The organism is Pantoea sp. X-Soil-ISGK-259 (genome assembly GCF_059730705.1).
The window spans coordinates 29,584-45,936 of sequence record NZ_AP035989.1 but is presented as its reverse complement, the minus strand read 5'-3'; the positions used below and the strand labels follow the sequence as shown (position 1 = coordinate 45,936).

Below are 16,353 nucleotides of genomic sequence, written 5' to 3'. Positions count from 1 at the left end.
TTAACAATTTTTCAGCAATAAATCCAGCCATATACTAATCACTCAAAATCGTCATCGTCTTAAATAAGAGTGAAATAATCATGAAAATGAGAAGGTTAGGTAGCCAGGGGCTTCAGGTCTCAGAGATGGGGCTGGGGTGCATGGGCATGGATCATGGCTATGGTCATTCAGTTGAAATCAAGGAAAGAATAAAGCTTATAGACAAGGCTATTGAGCTGGGATGCAACCTTTTCGACACGGCCCCTATTTACGGATTTGAAAACGAAGAACTGCTGGGTACTGCTCTCAGTAAACACAGGGAGAGTGTCATCATTGCGACCAAGTTCGGCGTGACCGGAATGGAAAATATCGATGGTCAGCTGGTACCGGTTCTGGACAGTAGTCCGGCGTCTGTCCGAAAGCAACTGGAAGGTTCTCTTGACCGTCTTAAAACTGATTATATTGACCTGTTTTATCAGCATCGCGTTGATCCCGCGGTTGAGCCGGAAGTGGTCGCAGGATTGATGAAAGAGTTAATCGCCGAAGGGAAAATAAAGTACTGGGGATTATCCAATGCGCCCGCGTCCTATATCCGGCGGGCCCATGCAGTGTGCCCGGTCACTGCCGTTGAAGATCAATATTCGATGATGTGGCGTAAGCCTGAGCAGGATCTGTTTACAGTCTGCGACGAACTCGATATCGGCTTTATGGCCTACAGCCCGCTGGGTAATGGATTCCTGAGTGGTCAGGTGACCGCGAACACAACCTATGGCGAGGGCGATTACCGGGGCATGATGGGGCGATTTAAACCCGAGGTAATGGAAAACAACCAGGCGCTTCTTAATCTGATCGCGGACATTGCTGAAAGAAACACTGCAACGTCGGCACAGGTTGTCCTTGCATGGGAACTGGCTCAGAAGCCTTATATCGTGCCGATTCCGGGAACAACCAAATTGCACCGGCTGGAAGAGAATTTTAATGCCGCAAATGTACAGCTCAGTGACGCTGAATTAGATGATATCAATGCCGCTTTAGCCCGGCTTGAAATTGACGAAACCTTTTTTTAAAGACAAGAGATAAGAAAATGAAAACCCTAATTGTTGTTACTCATCCAGGCATTCTTCGTTCCCGTGTTAACTCGGCGCTGGCAAAAAGTGCAGCATCGCTGCCCGATACTGAAGTGCGTTATCTGTATGACCTCTATCCGGACGGCAAAATTGACGTAGCCGCTGAACAGGCTGCTCTGGAAAACAGCGACCGTATTGTGCTGCAGTTCCCGATGCAGTGGTACAGCACGCCGCCACTGCTCAAGCAGTGGCTTGATGATGTGCTGACCTACGGCTGGTCACATGGTGGCGAAACACAGGCACTGCGTGACAAGCAACTTATGCTGGCCGTTTCGCTTGGTGGCGCTGAGTCTGCCTATCAGCCTGATGGTGCAGCCGGACATACGGTCAGCGAATATCTGTTGTCCTTTGAAACCATCTCTGGATATCTGGGTATGCGTTATCTTAAACCTTTCATTACCGGCGGTAGTGCGACGATCACCGACGAAGAAATTGCGGCACAGGCTGAACGCTATAAAGCGGTATTAGTCTGATAAGCAACATGCATTCTTTCGATTATTAAAACGCTCAGATGTGCTGGTTGTCGTGAGGATTTTAATTGCGGCAACCTGCACAACTATGGCTGCTGATGGCTGTTGTGAGGGCCCTCAGCAAACAAAAAACACCCGCCCCTACGCTTTGCCTTTCCAGAATAACGGGTGAAGTTATCTGCTCCCCATTGAAGACACAGAACGCTATTAGCAATGTCCGCTCCTCGCTCATAGCGGACGTTCATCACCTGCAACCACGACACGTCTTTAAAACCCCCCTCTTTGGTTGACATCAAACACAACTGCTCACCCGTTCCCCGCCCTGCGCGGGACATTCAGTCCGCTCAGGCGGCGCGTGCGGCTTCCGATGTCGCCCCTGCCTGCTCCGCTTTACGCCCGGCTGCTGTGGCGGCACGGCGCAGGTGAGGCCGTGCAACCATTGACTGAGGAGCAGATGATGAAAAGAGAACTTACTATTTCCGGCCTTATGGCCAGCCTGTCGGGTTTTGCGCCGGACACCCCATGCGTAGCCCATCTGTGGATGGCGGACGACTTTGAGGATATTGACCCGGAACTTACGCCAGGCGAAGTGACTGCAGCGATCGAACTGGCTGACAGGACGCTGGATGCTGATATCAGCCTCAGCTGGGATTTTATGCGCGACTGTGCAGAAAGCGTGAAGGCCCGGAGGGTGACAGAATGAATATCTGGCTTGTCAGTTATCAGGAAGAGGTCGGCAGCACCTCACATGAATACCACATGCTGCTTAGCGGGCAGGACTTTAAGCTGGCCGAAGCAGCGTGTGAAAGGATGGGTGAAAACTGGTGGCCACCGGAACGTCCCGTCTGCTCTCAGGGCTGCTACTGGCAGTTTGATCGTGGCAGTGTCTGGCTCAAAAGCATCGTTCTGCTTGACGAACGTGAGGCACAGACGCTGGCCGGCCTGCGATTCCTCGATGAGTGGCGGGTGAGCGGTTCGCCGGATGCGCCCGTCATCTGTGACCGCAGCGACTGTCGGTGGGAAGATTACCGGCCCTGATATTTTCACCCGATGCCGCCCCGACCGGCGGCATCTCTCAAATTAACGATAAGGATGTCGCTTCGCTCCGCTCTTTTTGCCGCTTCCCGTCCTGCGGCCGGAAACCAGCAGGGATAAAGTGCCGTGCCCTCACTGTAGCCGGGCCGCTTCGCAGTCAAGGGAAGCTTCGCCGTCCTGCTCACCCGTTCCCCGCCGTGCGCGGGACATTCAGTCCGCTCCGGCGGCGCGTGCGGCTTGCGCGTCCGCCCCTGCCTGCTCCGCTTTACGCCCGTCTTTGTGGTGGTCACGGCACCACAGGGGTGCCCCTCGATACTCAGGAGCATAACTATGTCCCGATTCATGCGTGGCGACAGCGTAGAGATCATGGCCGGCTTTCCGGATAACAGCATCGACTTCATTCTGACAGATCCCCCGTACCTCGTTGGCTTTAAGGACCGGTACCCGCAAGACATTCCTGACCTTCGGTCAGTAAAGAAATAATCAAAAAGAAAATAAGGTTTTCATCCGGGCTTTTGTGGGGATGAATGATGCCTTCGCTTGCAGCGGCCGCAAGCGTCTGCGCCGCTCAAAGCCTGAAGTAGCTCCCGCCGGTGGCGGGCGTGGCGCACCCTATTTAGTTACAACACCCTTAATTACGCTAGAAAACTGCGCCCAGGCAGGTCTGAAACCTCCAGCCCCTCTCCCGCCAGACCTGAGCTGGACCTGAAACTCCGAGTGCCCATTAACAGGCCGCCCCCGCCCCCGCCCCGGCCCTTCGGGCCGGAACAGGAGTGGCTTTAATGGATGGTGTAACTAATCCTCTAAGTTTTACTGTTCATAGTGAACAGTAAAACCAAGACCCCGGAAATCTCGCCCTGTACATCGCTATGCGCCGTACAGCCCGCTTACCTTCGCGGAATTCAGCGTGGTAATCATGGGAATGAAGCGATCGGCCGCATCTGCATAGCCGTTGATAATCCCGGTGCTGTCGGCTATTCCCGTCGGGGTTATGCCGTACAGCGTACCGCTCGTGCCGATCGATATGCCGGTATCACCGGATTTCAGGTTCATTCCCAGCGCAGCAGACATATTATCGCCAGTTCCTACGCCTACAACGGCACCGGCAAGGTCTTCCAGACCGGGGATCAGCTTCACCACGCCGGCAGGCTGATGCGAGGGAATGATGGCAGGCCAGAGGGAGAGCCAGTCAATTCGGTTGTTTACCACAGCAGCGAGCTCAGGCTCCCAGCTATTGGTGAAAGGATTGAAGTAGCCGGTCCCGGATGCACCGCCACGCTCGCACACAAAACTGCCGCTGAGGCGATAAACCAGATAGTCAAACGGCAGCATAATGCGATGGCACTTTTCAAGCAGGCCGGGGCAGTGATGTTCGGTCCACGCCAGTTTTGAAATGGTCATCGCCGGTCCGGGCACCGATCCTGTAAGGCGAGCCCACTCTTCAGGGGCAACTTTCCGGCACAACTCGTGTGCCTGGGTAGCAGACTCAGTGTCATTCCAGAGCTTGGCTGGACGCAGTGCCCGGTCATCTTTATCAAGCATGACCAGACCGTGACCCTGCCCACCGACAGCAAGCCCTGCAATACGGGGCTGCCATGCTTTGAGCTCATCCAGAGCCGAAGTTAACGCGTCCCACCAAGCCTGCGGATCCTGCTCACTGCAGGGGGGCGTCGTCGGCGGATGCGGCTTACGGGCCTGAGCAATCACGTCGCCACTTTCAAGGCTGCGCAGCATAACGGTACAAGACTGAGTAGATGAGTCTATTCCCGCAACAAGGTCCCGCTTCATTGAACTACCCCTGAACAATTTCTGAGAAATGACAGAGCTGAACAAAAGTATCATCAGACTAAAAACAGCTAAGCCGGGATGCTGCATGGCTCAACAATTTTGCTCATATGATCACTTTTGTTTGCTCGTTTGTTAAGTGCAGACAATACCGCTATGAAATCATCCGTCAATTGACGTTATCCGGGAACGTTAAGCAGCTCTCACTTTTATTCCTGATAGTCCTGCCTGCGTTGGGCTGATCTCTCCGGTGTAAGCTCCTCCGGTCTGGCGCTGATGAAGAAACAGATGCCTCCAGGATAGTCAGCACTCTGCCGGAGGGAGGCCGCCGTAAATATTCTGCCAGTATGTATCAGCGTTTCTGATCCCCCCGCTCATTACGCCGCCAGTCATTGAGTGGCCCGTCAGGTTCAGATCAGCTTCTGCGGTTAAATCGAAAATATGATGAATAACTTTTTTAAAACTGGACAACGGCATTTCAAATGACTAATCTACCTACTAGTAGATAGCTGGCGTATTCTGGCTTTCTCCCACAAACCGTTTACAGGAGTATGTATGTCGCATTCAGCAAAACCTCAGGCTTCCGCTGACGCCATCAGTAATGTTCGTGAGGCCGTTCGCGCAGAGCCTGGCCTTGGTAACATGTCATTCCAGGTAAAAGCGCGTTCACACGGCGGTCTGGCCGTACGTGTGGAAACCGGATCGTCATTTCAGAATGGCAAAGAAGACCGTAGCCGCGTAGGCAAATTCTCGAATATCGGGGACGAACCACCTGGGCTGCTTGGTGCCGACACCGGCATGAGCCCCACCGAATATATTCTGCAGGCGCTGGCCGGGTGTTATACCGCTACTCTGACCCTGATGGCTGCTGAAAAAGGCGTAGATCTGGAAAGTATCGAGCTGGATCTCTATTTCGATATTGATATGAAAGGTTTCCTGGGACTGGATAAAAATGCCCGTAAAGGGGCTAAAGGTATCCGCGTAGACGTACGTCTTGAAAGTAATACGGCGAGCCGTGAACAGCTGGAAGAGCTGGTCAGCCTGCTTCCTGAGGCATCACCTATTCATGACACGCTGGCTAACCCGGTGCCGATTGAGACACGTCTCGTATAAGTCACATCTGTTCTGCCTGTGAAGCTTCATGACCCTGTTCCTCCCGGATCAGGGTTTTTCTGTGCAGCCAGTTTATCTGTTTTACTCAGCACTGTTCTGCATGAAGCTTCAGGCGCAAAACAGACTACCGGAGTCGCCTGTTATGCGCCTCGCATCGCGCCGGTCAGCGCATGGTCACAAACTCTTCCGCTGCCGTCGGGTGGATCGCCACGGTATTATCAAAGTCTTTCTTGGTCGCCCCCATTTTCAGCGCCACAGCAAAGCCCTGCAGTATCTCATCCATACCAAATCCGATACCGTGAATGCCGACAATCTTCTCATCGGCACCCACACAGACCAGCTTCATGCGGCACGGCTGACGATGCCTGGTTACCGCGGTGTACATCGCGGTAAATGACGATTTATAAACCTTCACCTGGTCGTCGCCATACCGTTCGCGCGCCTGCGGTTCGGTCAGCCCCACGGTACCAATCGGCGGATGGCTGAACACCACGGTCGGCACATTGCTGTAATCCAGATGCTCGTCCGGCTTGTTGTTAAACAGACGCTCAGAGAGACGACGGCCTGCGGCAACCGCAACCGGCGTAAGTTCAACCGCACCGGTGTTGTCGCCCACGGCATAGATGCCTGACACACTGGTGTTCTGGAATTTATCGACTTTGATATAGCCCCTGTCGTCCAGTGCCACGCCTGCGGCTTCAATGTTGAGGTGATCGTTGGCGGGCTCACGGCCAATCGCCCAGACCAGGCAGTCCACGGTACAGTCACTGCCGTTTTCCAGCTGCAGCGTCAGGCTGCCATCACTGTTTTTAATCACAGCTTCAGGAACAGATTCGGTGTGCAAGGCCGGACCTTCGCTGTTCATCACTTCGACCAGCGTCTCGGTGAGTAGCGGATCGAAGCTGCGCAGCGGCGCCTGCTTACGCACGAACAGGTGAGTTTCTGAACCCAGCGCATTCACAACGCCCGCCAGCTCAACCGCGATATAGCCCGCGCCAACAACTGCGGTGCGCTTCGGCAGCGCATCCAGCTCAAAGAAACCGTCGGAATCAATGCCGTACTCTGCGCCCGGTATCGACGGATGGCTGGGGCGACCGCCGGTGGCAATCAGAATATGATCCGCCGTGATGATCTCACCGTTGACTTCAACGCTGTGCGCATCAACGAAACGGGCGAATCCTTTGATCACTTCAACGTTGTTTTTACCCAGCACGTTTTTATACGAAGTGTGGATACGGTCGATATAGGCGCTGCGGTTTTTTACAAGCGTGGCCCAGTCGAAGCGATTCACTGTGGTGTCGAAGCCATAATCCGGTCCGTAGAGATGGATAGCTTCGGCGATTTGCGCGGCGTGCCACATGATTTTTTTCGGTACGCAACCCACATTCACGCAGGTGCCTCCCAGCTCTTTCGCTTCAATCAGGGCGCATTTCTGGCCATACATGGCTGCACGGTTAATCGAGGCGATACCGCCGCTGCCGCCGCCGATGGTGAGATAATCGAAGTGTCGGTTTGTCATTTTTGTACTCCGGACAGCTCTGCTGTCCTGGTTTCAGGTTGAGGCGGTTAATGCCAGATATATACGAAGCAGTCCTTCGCTCAGAACGGCGCGAGGGCAGGCAAGATTGAGCCGTATGTGGTTATCACCGTTACCGACAAACATGGATCCGTCCTCTACAAGAACACCCGCTTTTTCTGCAAAAAAGTGGGAAGTGAATTTCGGTTCGTCCTGAGCAGAAAGCGGCGTCAGGTCAATCCAGGCAAGATAGGTGCCTTCAGGAATGCTGTAGCGGACGCGGGGAAGATGTTTTTTCAGCCACTCACTCAGGAAAAGAAAATTTCCGTCAATATAGCGTTTTACCTGAAGCAGCCACTCATCACACTGCGACCAGGCCGCAATGTTAGCCGCCAGGCTTAGCGGGGAAACGAACTCATCGTGCAGGCGAAGCCAGGCAGTCCTGACTCCGGGATCAGGGATCATGACGTTGGCCAACAGGTTACCTGCAAGATTAAACGTTTTGCTGGAAGACATGCAGGTAATGATTTTCTGGCTGTGGGGAAAAAGGGAAGCCGCAGGCGTGTGTGAAATGCCGATGCGCGTCAGGTCACAGTGAATTTCATCTGAAATGATCCAGACGTCGTTTTCCAGACACATTTCCATCATCCTGCGAAGCTCATCAGGATGCCAGACACGCCCCGTGGGATTATGCGGATTACACAGGAAAAAAGCTTTTATCCTCAGCGTTTTATCCTGCACAAGATTCCGCATAGCGTCAAAATCAACCGTCATATACTCGCCATTGCTTTTCAGCGGGCAGCTGATCACACGACGGTCGCTGTATTCCCCGGCTTTCTTAAAGGGAGCATACGAGGGTGTGAGGATCAGGATACTTTCATCCTGACGTGTCAGTAAAGGAACCAGCCGGTACAACGCGGGTATCACCCCGGGTGACAGCACAATACTCTCGCGCGGAAAACAATAGCCATAGTGTCTTTCGCACCAGTTTTCAAAGCTCAGAAGATACCCGGGGTGGTAAGCTTTAGTATAACCAATTATTTTCTGGCTGAGCCGCGCACGGATAGCCTCCAGTACCTCAGGAGGTGTGGAAAACGCCATATCCGCTACCCACAGATTAATAAAGCCACCGGGCGGCTCTGATGGTATGTCGCCCTGGCAGTCGCCGAACATATATTCACGCCAGCCCTCGGCGGTCAGACTGTCTGTTCCCGATCGTTCAATAAGCCCGTCAAAATCGTATTGCATGAAGATATCCGGTATATCCGAAATAACAATCACGGCCCGGCGACCGTCAGACAGACCAGCTGCAGGGAGTCCGGGCAATGCAGAGCGCCCGGCTTGAGATTACCAACCTACTAGTTGGTAAATCAAGTCTTTCTGATCTTTCACCTTGCCGGGCTGCTGCCACTGCTTTCGGACCGCGAAAAACCAATTACTATACCAATCCCGCTGAGCACGGCCCCCGCAGACAGAACCATTTTCAGGCTCAGTGATTCACCGGTAAATAACACGCCGCCGAGCATGGCGAGACAGGGTACGCTCAGCTGAACCGTACTCGCGGTCACGGCATCCAGATGTGGCAGAAGTGAATACCAGAGAACGTAGGCGCCGGCTGATGCAACTGCACCCGCCATTACGGCCAGAACAATGCCAGTACCGTCAGCATGCAGGCCACTGCTGATGAAGGGAGAAACAAGAAGCGCAAGGGGCGCGGCAATCAGGAAGTTACCGGCTGTAGACGCTGTGGCATCAGGCATTTTTTTACCGGCAAGCGTGTAGGCCGCCCAGGCAAGCCCGGCCAGCACCATGATCAGCGCACTGCCCGGCGGCGGCGCAGTGGCTCCGGGTAAGAGCAGAGTCAGTAATCCGCAGGACGCAATAACAAGGCCTGCAGCTCTGCCCGGGGAAAGTCGATCCCCGTGAAAAAGGCCGTAAATAACCATGGTCAGCTGGACAACACCAAACAGCAGTAATGCCCCGGCCCCGGTATCCAGATGAATATAAGCCATCGCAAAACACATGGCATATACCACGAGACTGAACCCATTTTTCAGGGACAGTGAGCCTCTTCCGTCCTTTCGGAGCAGGAAAAAAGGCAGCAGAACGACAGCACCGCTTAACAGTCTGAGATCGGTAAAGGTCACCGGATCAATGTGATTGCCACGCAGTGCCACGCGGCAAATGACGGAGTTGGCCGCAAAGGCAATCATGGCAATAATAACTTTCAGTACGATAAATTTTCCGGTCACAGTGGATCCTCCAAAAAGAGAAATGTAAACTACCAACTAGTAGATTGGTAGCGTTCATGCTAACGTTTTGGCTGTCCGGACGAGCCTGAAGTAACTTATTTAAGCCTGAAACGAGAATTAAATAGCGGATCTCGCGCAGCGGTTTCGTTACCGGGAACCGGATGACTTAAGACAGGAGAAAAATGATGAACTTCAGGGTGCTGTTTGCACACGCAATGGATTACGAGCTTTTTACGCAGGGAGGTGCAGAGAAAGATGTCGAGGCGTTGCGTTATTTTGAAGCGCTGGCAGGACAGGCAGAGGATAAAACGCTTTCTGAAAGTTTATCTGCCTTGCAGGGCGGCTACAACATTCTTGTCGTGGCAGAGATGTGGTGCCCGGACTGTCACCGGAAACCTGCCAGCCATCAGGGCCGTTGCCCGCGCAGCTCCACACGTTTCCCTGGGCCTGATTACGCGTGAAGACGCGGGCAGTGAATTTTCAGCCTTCTTTGGCATTGATAAAATTCACATTCCTTTTGCCGCTGTGCTGAACAGCAATTTCGAACTTCTCGGTCAGTTTATTGAAAGACCGCGCAATGCAAATGATGCGCAGGGAAACATGATCGACAGATACCGAAAGGGTGAGATGCTCATGGATACAGCCCGGGAAATCGCCGCAGTACTGTTTCGTGCAGAGGAAGCCGCTGCGCATTGTCGCCACCAGAACGGCTGAGGAAAAAACGCCGATTGCTTGCCATAGAAGGGTGTGAAGGATACAATCTACCAACTAGTAGATTGAAGGATTTTAAAATGACGATTATGACGCGTGAACGGCTGGTTAATGAAGCCGAGCACCTGATGCGGGAAAAGGGCTATTCAGCTTTCAGCTATGCTGACCTGTCCAAGCTGATTGGCATCACGAAGGCCAGTATACATCACCACTTCCCGACGAAAGAAATTCTCGGGCAGGAAGTCGTGAAGCAGGCTGTGAGTGATACGGTTAACCAGTTTGATCAGATTGAAGCAGTGCATCAAAAAGCTGCAGATCAGATTACCTCTTATGTAGCGCTGTTTGAAGCAAGCTACCGGGCATCACTTTTGCCGCTGTGCTGCGCGCTTTCAGCTGAAACGGCAAACCTTCCTGAGGCGATTCTGGAACAGACCTCCCGGTATTTTGATATGCAGATTGCGTGGCTAACCGGGGTTGTTAAGCGCGGTACAGACGCGGGTGAGTTTGTTTCTGCCATGCAGCCCGCCGATGTGGCTATGCTGATAATAAACCTCTGCGAAGGTGCCAGCGTGGTGGCCCGTGCGACAGGTCGGGCTGAAGTGTTTAAAACAAGCCTGCGGCACATCCTTCTCACTTTAAACACTACCCCCTGAGGAATAATACTATGCATGACTGGAGCAATTACCGGCAGGAATTAATGCAGCGCCTCGGCGAGCTGGGCAAGCTGGCACCGGATACGATGAAAGGCGTTGTTGCACTGGGCGCTGCAGGCAATAAAACCGACCTGCTCGGTGCAAAGGTCCGGGAACTGATAGCCCTGGCATGTGCGGTGACAACCCGTTGCGACGGCTGCATTGCGTTTCACGCGGAGGCCGCCATCAAGGCCGGCGCAACGGATGAAGAAATTGCCGAAGCGCTGGGCGTTGCCATCAATCTGAATGCGGGTGCCGCTGCCGTATATTCAGCCCGAACCCTGGATGCGGTCAGCCAGCTGCGCGGTTAAAAAACATTACCGCCTCCTCAGAAAAGGGCCTTACGGCCCTTTTTTTATTTCTTCAAGCACTGCAGCATAAAATGCCGGTGATTTAACGCCAGGTATCCGGCGTACCAGCTGGCCCTCCCTGAAAATCAGTACAGAAGGAAGACCCCATATTTCATACTTAGTCGTCAGGACTGGTGCCTGATCGACATTCACTTTACCCACCTGAATGCTCTCTTCCAGGCCGTCGGTAAACGCGCTAAAGAATGGCTCACTGCTCTGGCAGGGCGGACACCATGGTGCCGAAAAACGCACGACAGAAATGCCTTCATACTGTTCAATATCGCGAAAATTATCTTCGTTATAAGCGGCTGCTTCACGCACGTTAATCCCCTTCTGTTTCGGTTTAAAGTGAGGGCATCTGTGGCGCCTGCCCTTTGCCGGCCCCCTGAGTATCGACATTACCGGTATGGTCGGAAGCAGCAGTATAATTAATTCCTGTTGACCTATCAACTAGTAGGTTGGTATAGTGCCACCCATGAACCCGGCAGGCCGGAAAATACGGTGTAAGAACCGAAGCCCGGCTCCTGTAGCCACCATTGATATTGTCAGAGGCGCACCATGAGCAAGTTATTCACCCCGTTTAACCTGGCTGGAACAGAACTGAAAAACCGCGTGGTCATGGCTCCCATGACCCGCACCCGCACCATGAACGACGTTGCCGGTGAGGTGGTTGCCCGCTACTACGCGCAGCGGGCCTCGGCAGGTCTGCTGATTACGGAGGGGCTGCCGGTTTCAGAAGAGGCACGCGGCTATCTCTACACGCCGGGCATTTATACCCGTGAGCACGTAGCCGGCTGGCGCACGGTGACCGATGCGGTACACGCAAAGGGCGGCCGTATCTTCGCCCAGCTATGGCACGTCGGCCGCATGTCCCATGTTTCATTACAGCAGGGTAATGCCGCCCCGGTGTCATCGGGCACCATTCCGGCAACCAACACCACCGTATTTGCCCTGACAGAATCCGGCGAGCCAGGCCCTGTCGTCCCCAGCACGCCAAGAGCACTAGAAACGGCTGAAATCAGGCGTATTACGGCTGACTTTGTTAAGTCAGCAGAACTGGCAATGGAAGCGGGCTTTGACGGCGTCGAAATTATGGCGGCTAACGGCTTCATCTTTGACCAGTTCCTCAGCACCGCGCTGAACCACCGCACCGACGCTTACGGCGGCACCGTTAAAAACCGTCAGCGCTTTTTGATGGAAACCATTGATGCGGTCTCTTCCGCTATTGGCGGCGAGAAGGTCGGCGTGCGGCTTTCCCCGTTCGGGCGTATTTATGATCTGGCCCCGTATGAGGGGGAGGAGGAGACGTGGGCGGTTCTGGCGATGACGCTCGGAGAACGTGACCTTGCCTATGTTCACCTTTACTACCAGCCGGCTTATATCAGCGCACCTGTACCTAAGGGCTTTAAGGCTTTCTTCCGTAAGGCTTTTGGCGGCACGCTTATCGGCGCCGGCGGCTTTACTCGCGACATCGCCAGCGCCGCTCTTGAGGCTGATGAACTGGACCTGGTGGCATTCGGCGTGCCGTACATTGCTAACCCTGACCTGGTCGAGAGAATGCAGAACGGCTGGCCGCTGGCTGAAAGCGATCGCAGTACTTATTACGGCGTCAGCGGCAATCCTGAAAAGGGATACACCGACTATCCGGCCTGGCAGGATGAACAGAAACACTAAGCCTCCGGCAGCCTTCAGTCGTCACACGAAAAGCAGAAATTCAGGAGTAAGCAATGCAAACCCTTAAGCCCGTCATAACCATAGATATCTGGTCCGATCTGGTCTGTCCTTGGTGCTGGATCGCCAAAAAACGCTTTGAGAAAGGCCTGGCAGCGTTTGAACACCGCGACAGCGTGGTCATCCGTCAGCACAGCTTCCGGATTGCCGAAGGCATGCCGGCCATGCCTTTCCGCGATGCGCTCTACAAAAAGCTCGGCGGTCAGAGCAACGCTGAGCTGATGATGAATCAGGTGGAAACGTCCGCGAAGTCAGAGGGACTGCGATACAACTTTGACACCATGCTGTTCGGGGATACCGAAGATGCGCTGACCCTGCTGGCTGCTGCACGACAGGCAGGACTGGGGGAGGTTATGACCGAACGATTCTATCTTGCGGGTACCACCGAAGGGCGCTCCCTCTTTGATCGCAATGAGCTGATAAAGCTGGCCGCCGAATCAGGCATGGCAGCAGAAGCCGCTGCTGAGGCGCTGAATGACCCGTCGTTTCGTGCTTCGGTAACGGAGGATGAGAGCAGCGCCCGATCGATTGGTGTGAGTGGCGTGCCTCTTTTTCTGCTGAATCAGAAATACGCCATAAGCGGCGCTCAGGCATCGGAAAATTTCCTGAGTGCCCTGCGACAGGTCTGGGATGAAAAGCAGGAAGAAATAACCGTGACTGCAGGTCAGGCCTGTGGCGCAGACGGCTGCAGCATCTGATTACCCAACACCTGCCGGCCATTTACGTGCCGGCTGAACACTACCTGTAAATAACGGAGTCACATATGAGCGATTTTTTTAACGGTAAAAAGCTTCTGGTCGTAGGCGGCACCAGTGGTATGGGTCTTGAAACGGCGCGTATGGTGCTGAAAGCAGGCGGCAGCGTGGTCCTGACGGGCAGCAGAAAAGATAAAGCTGACGCCGTTCAGAAAGAACTGAGCCCACTCGGCCCGGTGTCTGTCATTACGGCAAACCTGATGACAGAAGAAGGGATGAATGCCATTCGTCAGGAAATCAATGCGCATCATCGCGACATCAGCCTGATGGTGAATGCCGCGGGTATCTTTATCCCGAAAAGTTTTACCGAGCACAATGCCGCAGACTACGATAGCTACCTGTCGCTGAACCGCGCCACTTTCTTTATCACGCAGGACGTGGTGAAGAACATGCTTGCTGATAAACGCGAAGGTGCCATTGTGAACGTAGGGTCAATTGGCGCGCAGGCTGCGCTGGGTGATTCTCCCGCTTCTGCCTACTCGATGGCAAAAGCTGGTCTGCATGCGCTGACGCGCAACCTGGCGATTGAACTGGCCAGCGCGGGTATCCGTGTGAATGCCGTTTCTCCGGGTATTGTGCAGACGCCAATTTACGAAGGATTCATGGCCAAAGAAGATATTGCTGATGCAATGAAGGCGATGAGTGATTTCCATCCGCTGGGCCGCGTCGGCAAACCTGAAGATGTGGCAAATACTATCCTGTTCCTGCTGTCGGACAAGGCAGCCTGGGTGACCGGTGCTATCTGGGACGTGGATGCAGGTATTATGGCCGTACGTCGTTAATTTTACGCCACGCCTGTCAGGCTTTATGTCTTAAAGCCTGACAGACTGCTCCCCAGGGTGAGGTTGTCGTCAGCTGAGATTCTTTTCAGCAGCAGCGGTGATAGCCAGGAGTCTCTAAGTCATCAACAGAAGTTGCTGACAACCTCGTGAGCTAATTTGCGCGAAGCAGGGCGGTTTGTGGTATTCGCTGACAGAGCTTGGGGCAGGCGATCTGAAAGCAACCAGGTATGAAGGTGGCATTTTCACCAGGGTGAATACAGACATGCCAGGAATATACCTCCACGCCCCGGTCACGCTATTTCTGAGTGCTGCAGCCCCGGACATCTTTTCATAGCCAGTCCGTTTCTTAGTCATAGCAGACCAGAGACTCTGTTCATATTGTCTGCTCTGCAACCACAGCATTCTAATGTTTTGCATTTTATACTCCTGGATGTCATTGGGGAAGCTGATGTCAGACAGACTCTGCTCATCCTCATAGAGTAATTTCAAACGCAATAGCCCATTTGGTGGGCCAGTGATTTGAAACAGCTGTTCAGGATGTGGTTCCGGCAAAGTGTTGGCGCAAAGCTTGCCGGAAAGCAGGACTACCTCTGGCGTTCCTGTACAGGCGAGCTGTCCCGGCAGAATGACCTGTTCCGGCTGACATATGCCCCGGAGATAGCGAAAGATATGTGCTGGACTTCCCGGCAGCTTAGCGACCGGGAATGGTCGGGAAGGCATGCTGCCATCCTGAATACTGGCGTAAACGGAATTTATCTATCCCGGACCAGCCTGGATGCTGTGTTTGACGATGACGGCCAACAGCTCTCACCGGTGATGGCGCAACTGACCGGGCGCGTGCAGGGGGTGGAAACGCTTCTTAACCGCTGTGGATGGCAGATGGCTATTGATGGGCCTTCCGGGTTTTATGTGCTGACGGCAGAAAAATATAAACTAACGATGGAGCAGTGAGACCCTGGGCGGCTGTACCTGGCGGATCAGCAGTGCGGCCAGAGAGGCCGCTAAATAAGTCAGTGGCGGATCTGCGCCAGGTCGTCTTCAGTCAGTCCGGTCATTTTCATGACGGTATTACGGTCAAGACCGTTCTGCAGCATGGTACGGGCAACTTCCAGCTTGCCTTCCAGCATGCCTTCATTTCGGCCTTCCTGCCTGCCTAACTGGATACCCTTCTGGATGCCCTTCTCGATGCCCTTCTGTTCGAGCTGTTGTGCGATGGTCATAAGTGCGTCTCCGTGTTGCGGCACACGCTGTGCCAGTTCGCGTACAAAGCCTTCGGCGTCGGCTGTTTCGCCTGCCTGTACAATATAGTGTACCAGCGATATCACCTGTGATGAAGACAGATAGCCGGCCAGCAGAATGGGCGCCAGCCGGTCAGTCAGTTCTGCCAGGTCCCGCTGATGAATATGTTTCTGCAGCAGGGTCAGGGCGGCCATGCTGCGATGGCCGGCGATTTCATCATCAGGAATGACGGTAACGTCAACCACCGGGAAAGCGCTGCTGTAGAGTTTGCCTGCCAGCGCCGGATCATCAAACTCATTCAGCCACCGGGTGGAGTAAGGATACGGGCTGCGTTTACCCGTATAGAACAGCACGGGTATCACCAGTGGCAACTTCTTATGGCCCGCCTCAAGGTGGCGCTGCATGGCCGCCACCGCATAACGCATCAGGCGAAAAGCCATGTGTTTATCGGGTGAAGACTGGTGCTCAATGAGCACGTGGACATACCCCTCACCGGCTGTGGTTTTCAGACTGTAGAGCACGTCACTAAAGTACTGCCTCAGGTCATCCTCGACAAACGAGCCGGATTCCAGCTTTAGCGTACTGAGGTCACAGATAGCACGCAGCTCTGCGGGCAGATGCAGTTCCATGAAATCACGGGCGACATCCGGGTGGGTCAGAAATTGCCGGAACGTGGCATCGTGAGGAGTTGGTGTACGGTTTTTTTTCTTCTTCATCAGTCCCGGCTCTGAAAATAACCGCTGTATGTTACCACAGGCAGAAAACCGTCTGTATTGATGGTGAACAGATCTGCAATGCCTGCAGGTAGCCGTTCGG

18 protein-coding genes and 1 pseudogene are annotated in these 16,353 nt (G+C 53.9%); 13 read left to right on the top strand and 6 right to left on the bottom strand.

The window, feature by feature from the left end; translation table 11 throughout:
• The first annotated feature begins 80 nt into the window (after positions 1 to 80).
• The 4 genes from AC6I77_RS22435 to AC6I77_RS22420 all read left to right on the top strand — a co-directional run bounded on the left by AC6I77_RS22435 (position 81) and on the right by AC6I77_RS22420 (position 2,614).
• Positions 81 to 1,046, top strand: a complete 966-nt coding sequence (locus tag AC6I77_RS22435; RefSeq protein WP_161736120.1) for an aldo/keto reductase — start codon at positions 81 to 83, stop codon at positions 1,044 to 1,046.
• 17 nt (positions 1,047 to 1,063) lie between these two features.
• Complete coding sequence (locus AC6I77_RS22430) at positions 1,064 to 1,579, top strand: NAD(P)H-dependent oxidoreductase (protein WP_161736121.1); 516 nt, start codon at positions 1,064 to 1,066, stop codon at positions 1,577 to 1,579.
• 454 nt (positions 1,580 to 2,033) lie between these two features.
• The gene (locus tag AC6I77_RS22425; protein ID WP_497817393.1) at positions 2,034 to 2,279 is read left to right on the top strand and encodes a hypothetical protein; all 246 of its coding nucleotides are present in this window, start codon (positions 2,034 to 2,036) and stop codon (positions 2,277 to 2,279) included.
• On the top strand, positions 2,276 to 2,614 hold the full coding sequence (locus tag AC6I77_RS22420) for a hypothetical protein (RefSeq protein ID WP_497817392.1): 339 nt from the start codon (positions 2,276 to 2,278) through the stop codon (positions 2,612 to 2,614). The genes AC6I77_RS22425 and AC6I77_RS22420 overlap by 4 nt, the downstream gene beginning before the upstream one ends.
• 864 nt (positions 2,615 to 3,478) lie before the next feature.
• On the opposite strand, the gene AC6I77_RS22415 is transcribed toward AC6I77_RS22420, so the two are convergent.
• A complete protein-coding gene (locus AC6I77_RS22415) occupies positions 3,479 to 4,399 on the bottom strand; it encodes an FGGY family carbohydrate kinase (protein WP_497817391.1) in 921 nt (306 codons plus the stop codon).
• Between the two features lie 552 nt (positions 4,400 to 4,951).
• On the opposite strand from AC6I77_RS22415, the gene AC6I77_RS22410 reads away from it, so the two are divergent.
• A complete protein-coding gene (locus AC6I77_RS22410) occupies positions 4,952 to 5,509 on the top strand; it encodes an OsmC family protein (RefSeq protein WP_029571184.1) in 558 nt (185 codons plus the stop codon).
• Between the two features lie 163 nt (positions 5,510 to 5,672).
• On the opposite strand, the gene gorA is transcribed toward AC6I77_RS22410, so the two are convergent.
• The 3 genes from gorA to AC6I77_RS22395 form a co-directional block, all read right to left on the bottom strand.
• Complete coding sequence (gene gorA, locus AC6I77_RS22405; protein ID WP_425018505.1) at positions 5,673 to 7,028, bottom strand: glutathione-disulfide reductase; 1,356 nt, start codon at positions 7,026 to 7,028, stop codon at positions 5,673 to 5,675.
• A gap of 33 nt (positions 7,029 to 7,061) precedes the next feature.
• Positions 7,062 to 8,306, bottom strand: a complete 1,245-nt coding sequence (locus AC6I77_RS22400) for a MalY/PatB family protein (protein WP_497817390.1) — start codon at positions 8,304 to 8,306, stop codon at positions 7,062 to 7,064.
• Between the two features lie 107 nt (positions 8,307 to 8,413).
• On the bottom strand, positions 8,414 to 9,277 hold the full coding sequence (locus AC6I77_RS22395; protein ID WP_425031790.1) for a DMT family transporter: 864 nt from the start codon (positions 9,275 to 9,277) through the stop codon (positions 8,414 to 8,416).
• A 182-nt stretch (positions 9,278 to 9,459) separates the two neighbouring features.
• Here AC6I77_RS22395 and AC6I77_RS22390 point away from each other — a divergent pair, with 182 nt between their 5' ends.
• From AC6I77_RS22390 to AC6I77_RS22375, 4 genes are all read left to right on the top strand, one after another.
• Complete coding sequence (locus AC6I77_RS22390) at positions 9,460 to 9,738, top strand: thioredoxin domain-containing protein (RefSeq protein WP_497817423.1); 279 nt, start codon at positions 9,460 to 9,462, stop codon at positions 9,736 to 9,738.
• Positions 9,632 to 9,991 (top strand): thioredoxin family protein, encoded by a 360-nt coding sequence (locus AC6I77_RS22385; protein ID WP_497817421.1) that lies wholly within the window; start codon positions 9,632 to 9,634, stop codon positions 9,989 to 9,991. Before AC6I77_RS22390 ends, AC6I77_RS22385 begins: the two co-directional genes overlap by 107 nt.
• A 77-nt stretch (positions 9,992 to 10,068) precedes the next feature.
• Entirely contained in the window at positions 10,069 to 10,641 is a 573-nt protein-coding gene (locus tag AC6I77_RS22380) for a TetR/AcrR family transcriptional regulator (protein WP_497817389.1), read from the top strand.
• 11 nt (positions 10,642 to 10,652) lie between these two features.
• The gene (locus tag AC6I77_RS22375) at positions 10,653 to 10,991 is read left to right on the top strand and encodes a carboxymuconolactone decarboxylase family protein (protein WP_019105537.1); all 339 of its coding nucleotides are present in this window, start codon (positions 10,653 to 10,655) and stop codon (positions 10,989 to 10,991) included.
• Positions 10,992 to 11,021: 30 nt separating this feature from the next.
• Here the strand turns inward: AC6I77_RS22375 and AC6I77_RS22370 are convergent, their stop codons facing one another.
• Positions 11,022 to 11,351, bottom strand: a complete 330-nt coding sequence (locus AC6I77_RS22370) for a thioredoxin family protein (RefSeq protein ID WP_425018510.1) — start codon at positions 11,349 to 11,351, stop codon at positions 11,022 to 11,024.
• A gap of 237 nt (positions 11,352 to 11,588) precedes the next feature.
• Here AC6I77_RS22370 and AC6I77_RS22365 point away from each other — a divergent pair, with 237 nt between their 5' ends.
• The 4 genes and pseudogenes from AC6I77_RS22365 to AC6I77_RS22350 all read left to right on the top strand — a co-directional run.
• Positions 11,589 to 12,704: an alkene reductase gene (locus tag AC6I77_RS22365; protein ID WP_425031789.1), complete on the top strand. Its 1,116-nt coding sequence runs from the start codon at positions 11,589 to 11,591 to the stop codon at positions 12,702 to 12,704.
• A 53-nt stretch (positions 12,705 to 12,757) separates the two neighbouring features.
• Positions 12,758 to 13,459 carry a DsbA family oxidoreductase gene (locus tag AC6I77_RS22360; protein WP_425018512.1) on the top strand — a complete coding sequence of 234 codons (702 nt, stop codon included), beginning with the start codon at positions 12,758 to 12,760 and terminating at the stop codon, positions 13,457 to 13,459.
• A 65-nt stretch (positions 13,460 to 13,524) separates the two neighbouring features.
• The gene (locus AC6I77_RS22355; protein WP_425018513.1) at positions 13,525 to 14,298 is read left to right on the top strand and encodes an SDR family NAD(P)-dependent oxidoreductase; all 774 of its coding nucleotides are present in this window, start codon (positions 13,525 to 13,527) and stop codon (positions 14,296 to 14,298) included.
• Between the two features lie 510 nt (positions 14,299 to 14,808).
• Positions 14,809 to 15,249 (top strand): annotated as a pseudogene (locus tag AC6I77_RS22350) (DUF2913 family protein); the annotation flags it as partial.
• Between the two features lie 59 nt (positions 15,250 to 15,308).
• On the opposite strand, the gene AC6I77_RS22345 reads toward AC6I77_RS22350, so the two are convergent.
• Positions 15,309 to 16,253, bottom strand: coding sequence for an Rpn family recombination-promoting nuclease/putative transposase (locus tag AC6I77_RS22345; RefSeq protein ID WP_497817388.1), 945 nt, complete (start codon positions 16,251 to 16,253; stop codon positions 15,309 to 15,311).
• Positions 16,254 to 16,353 lie beyond the last annotated feature (100 nt).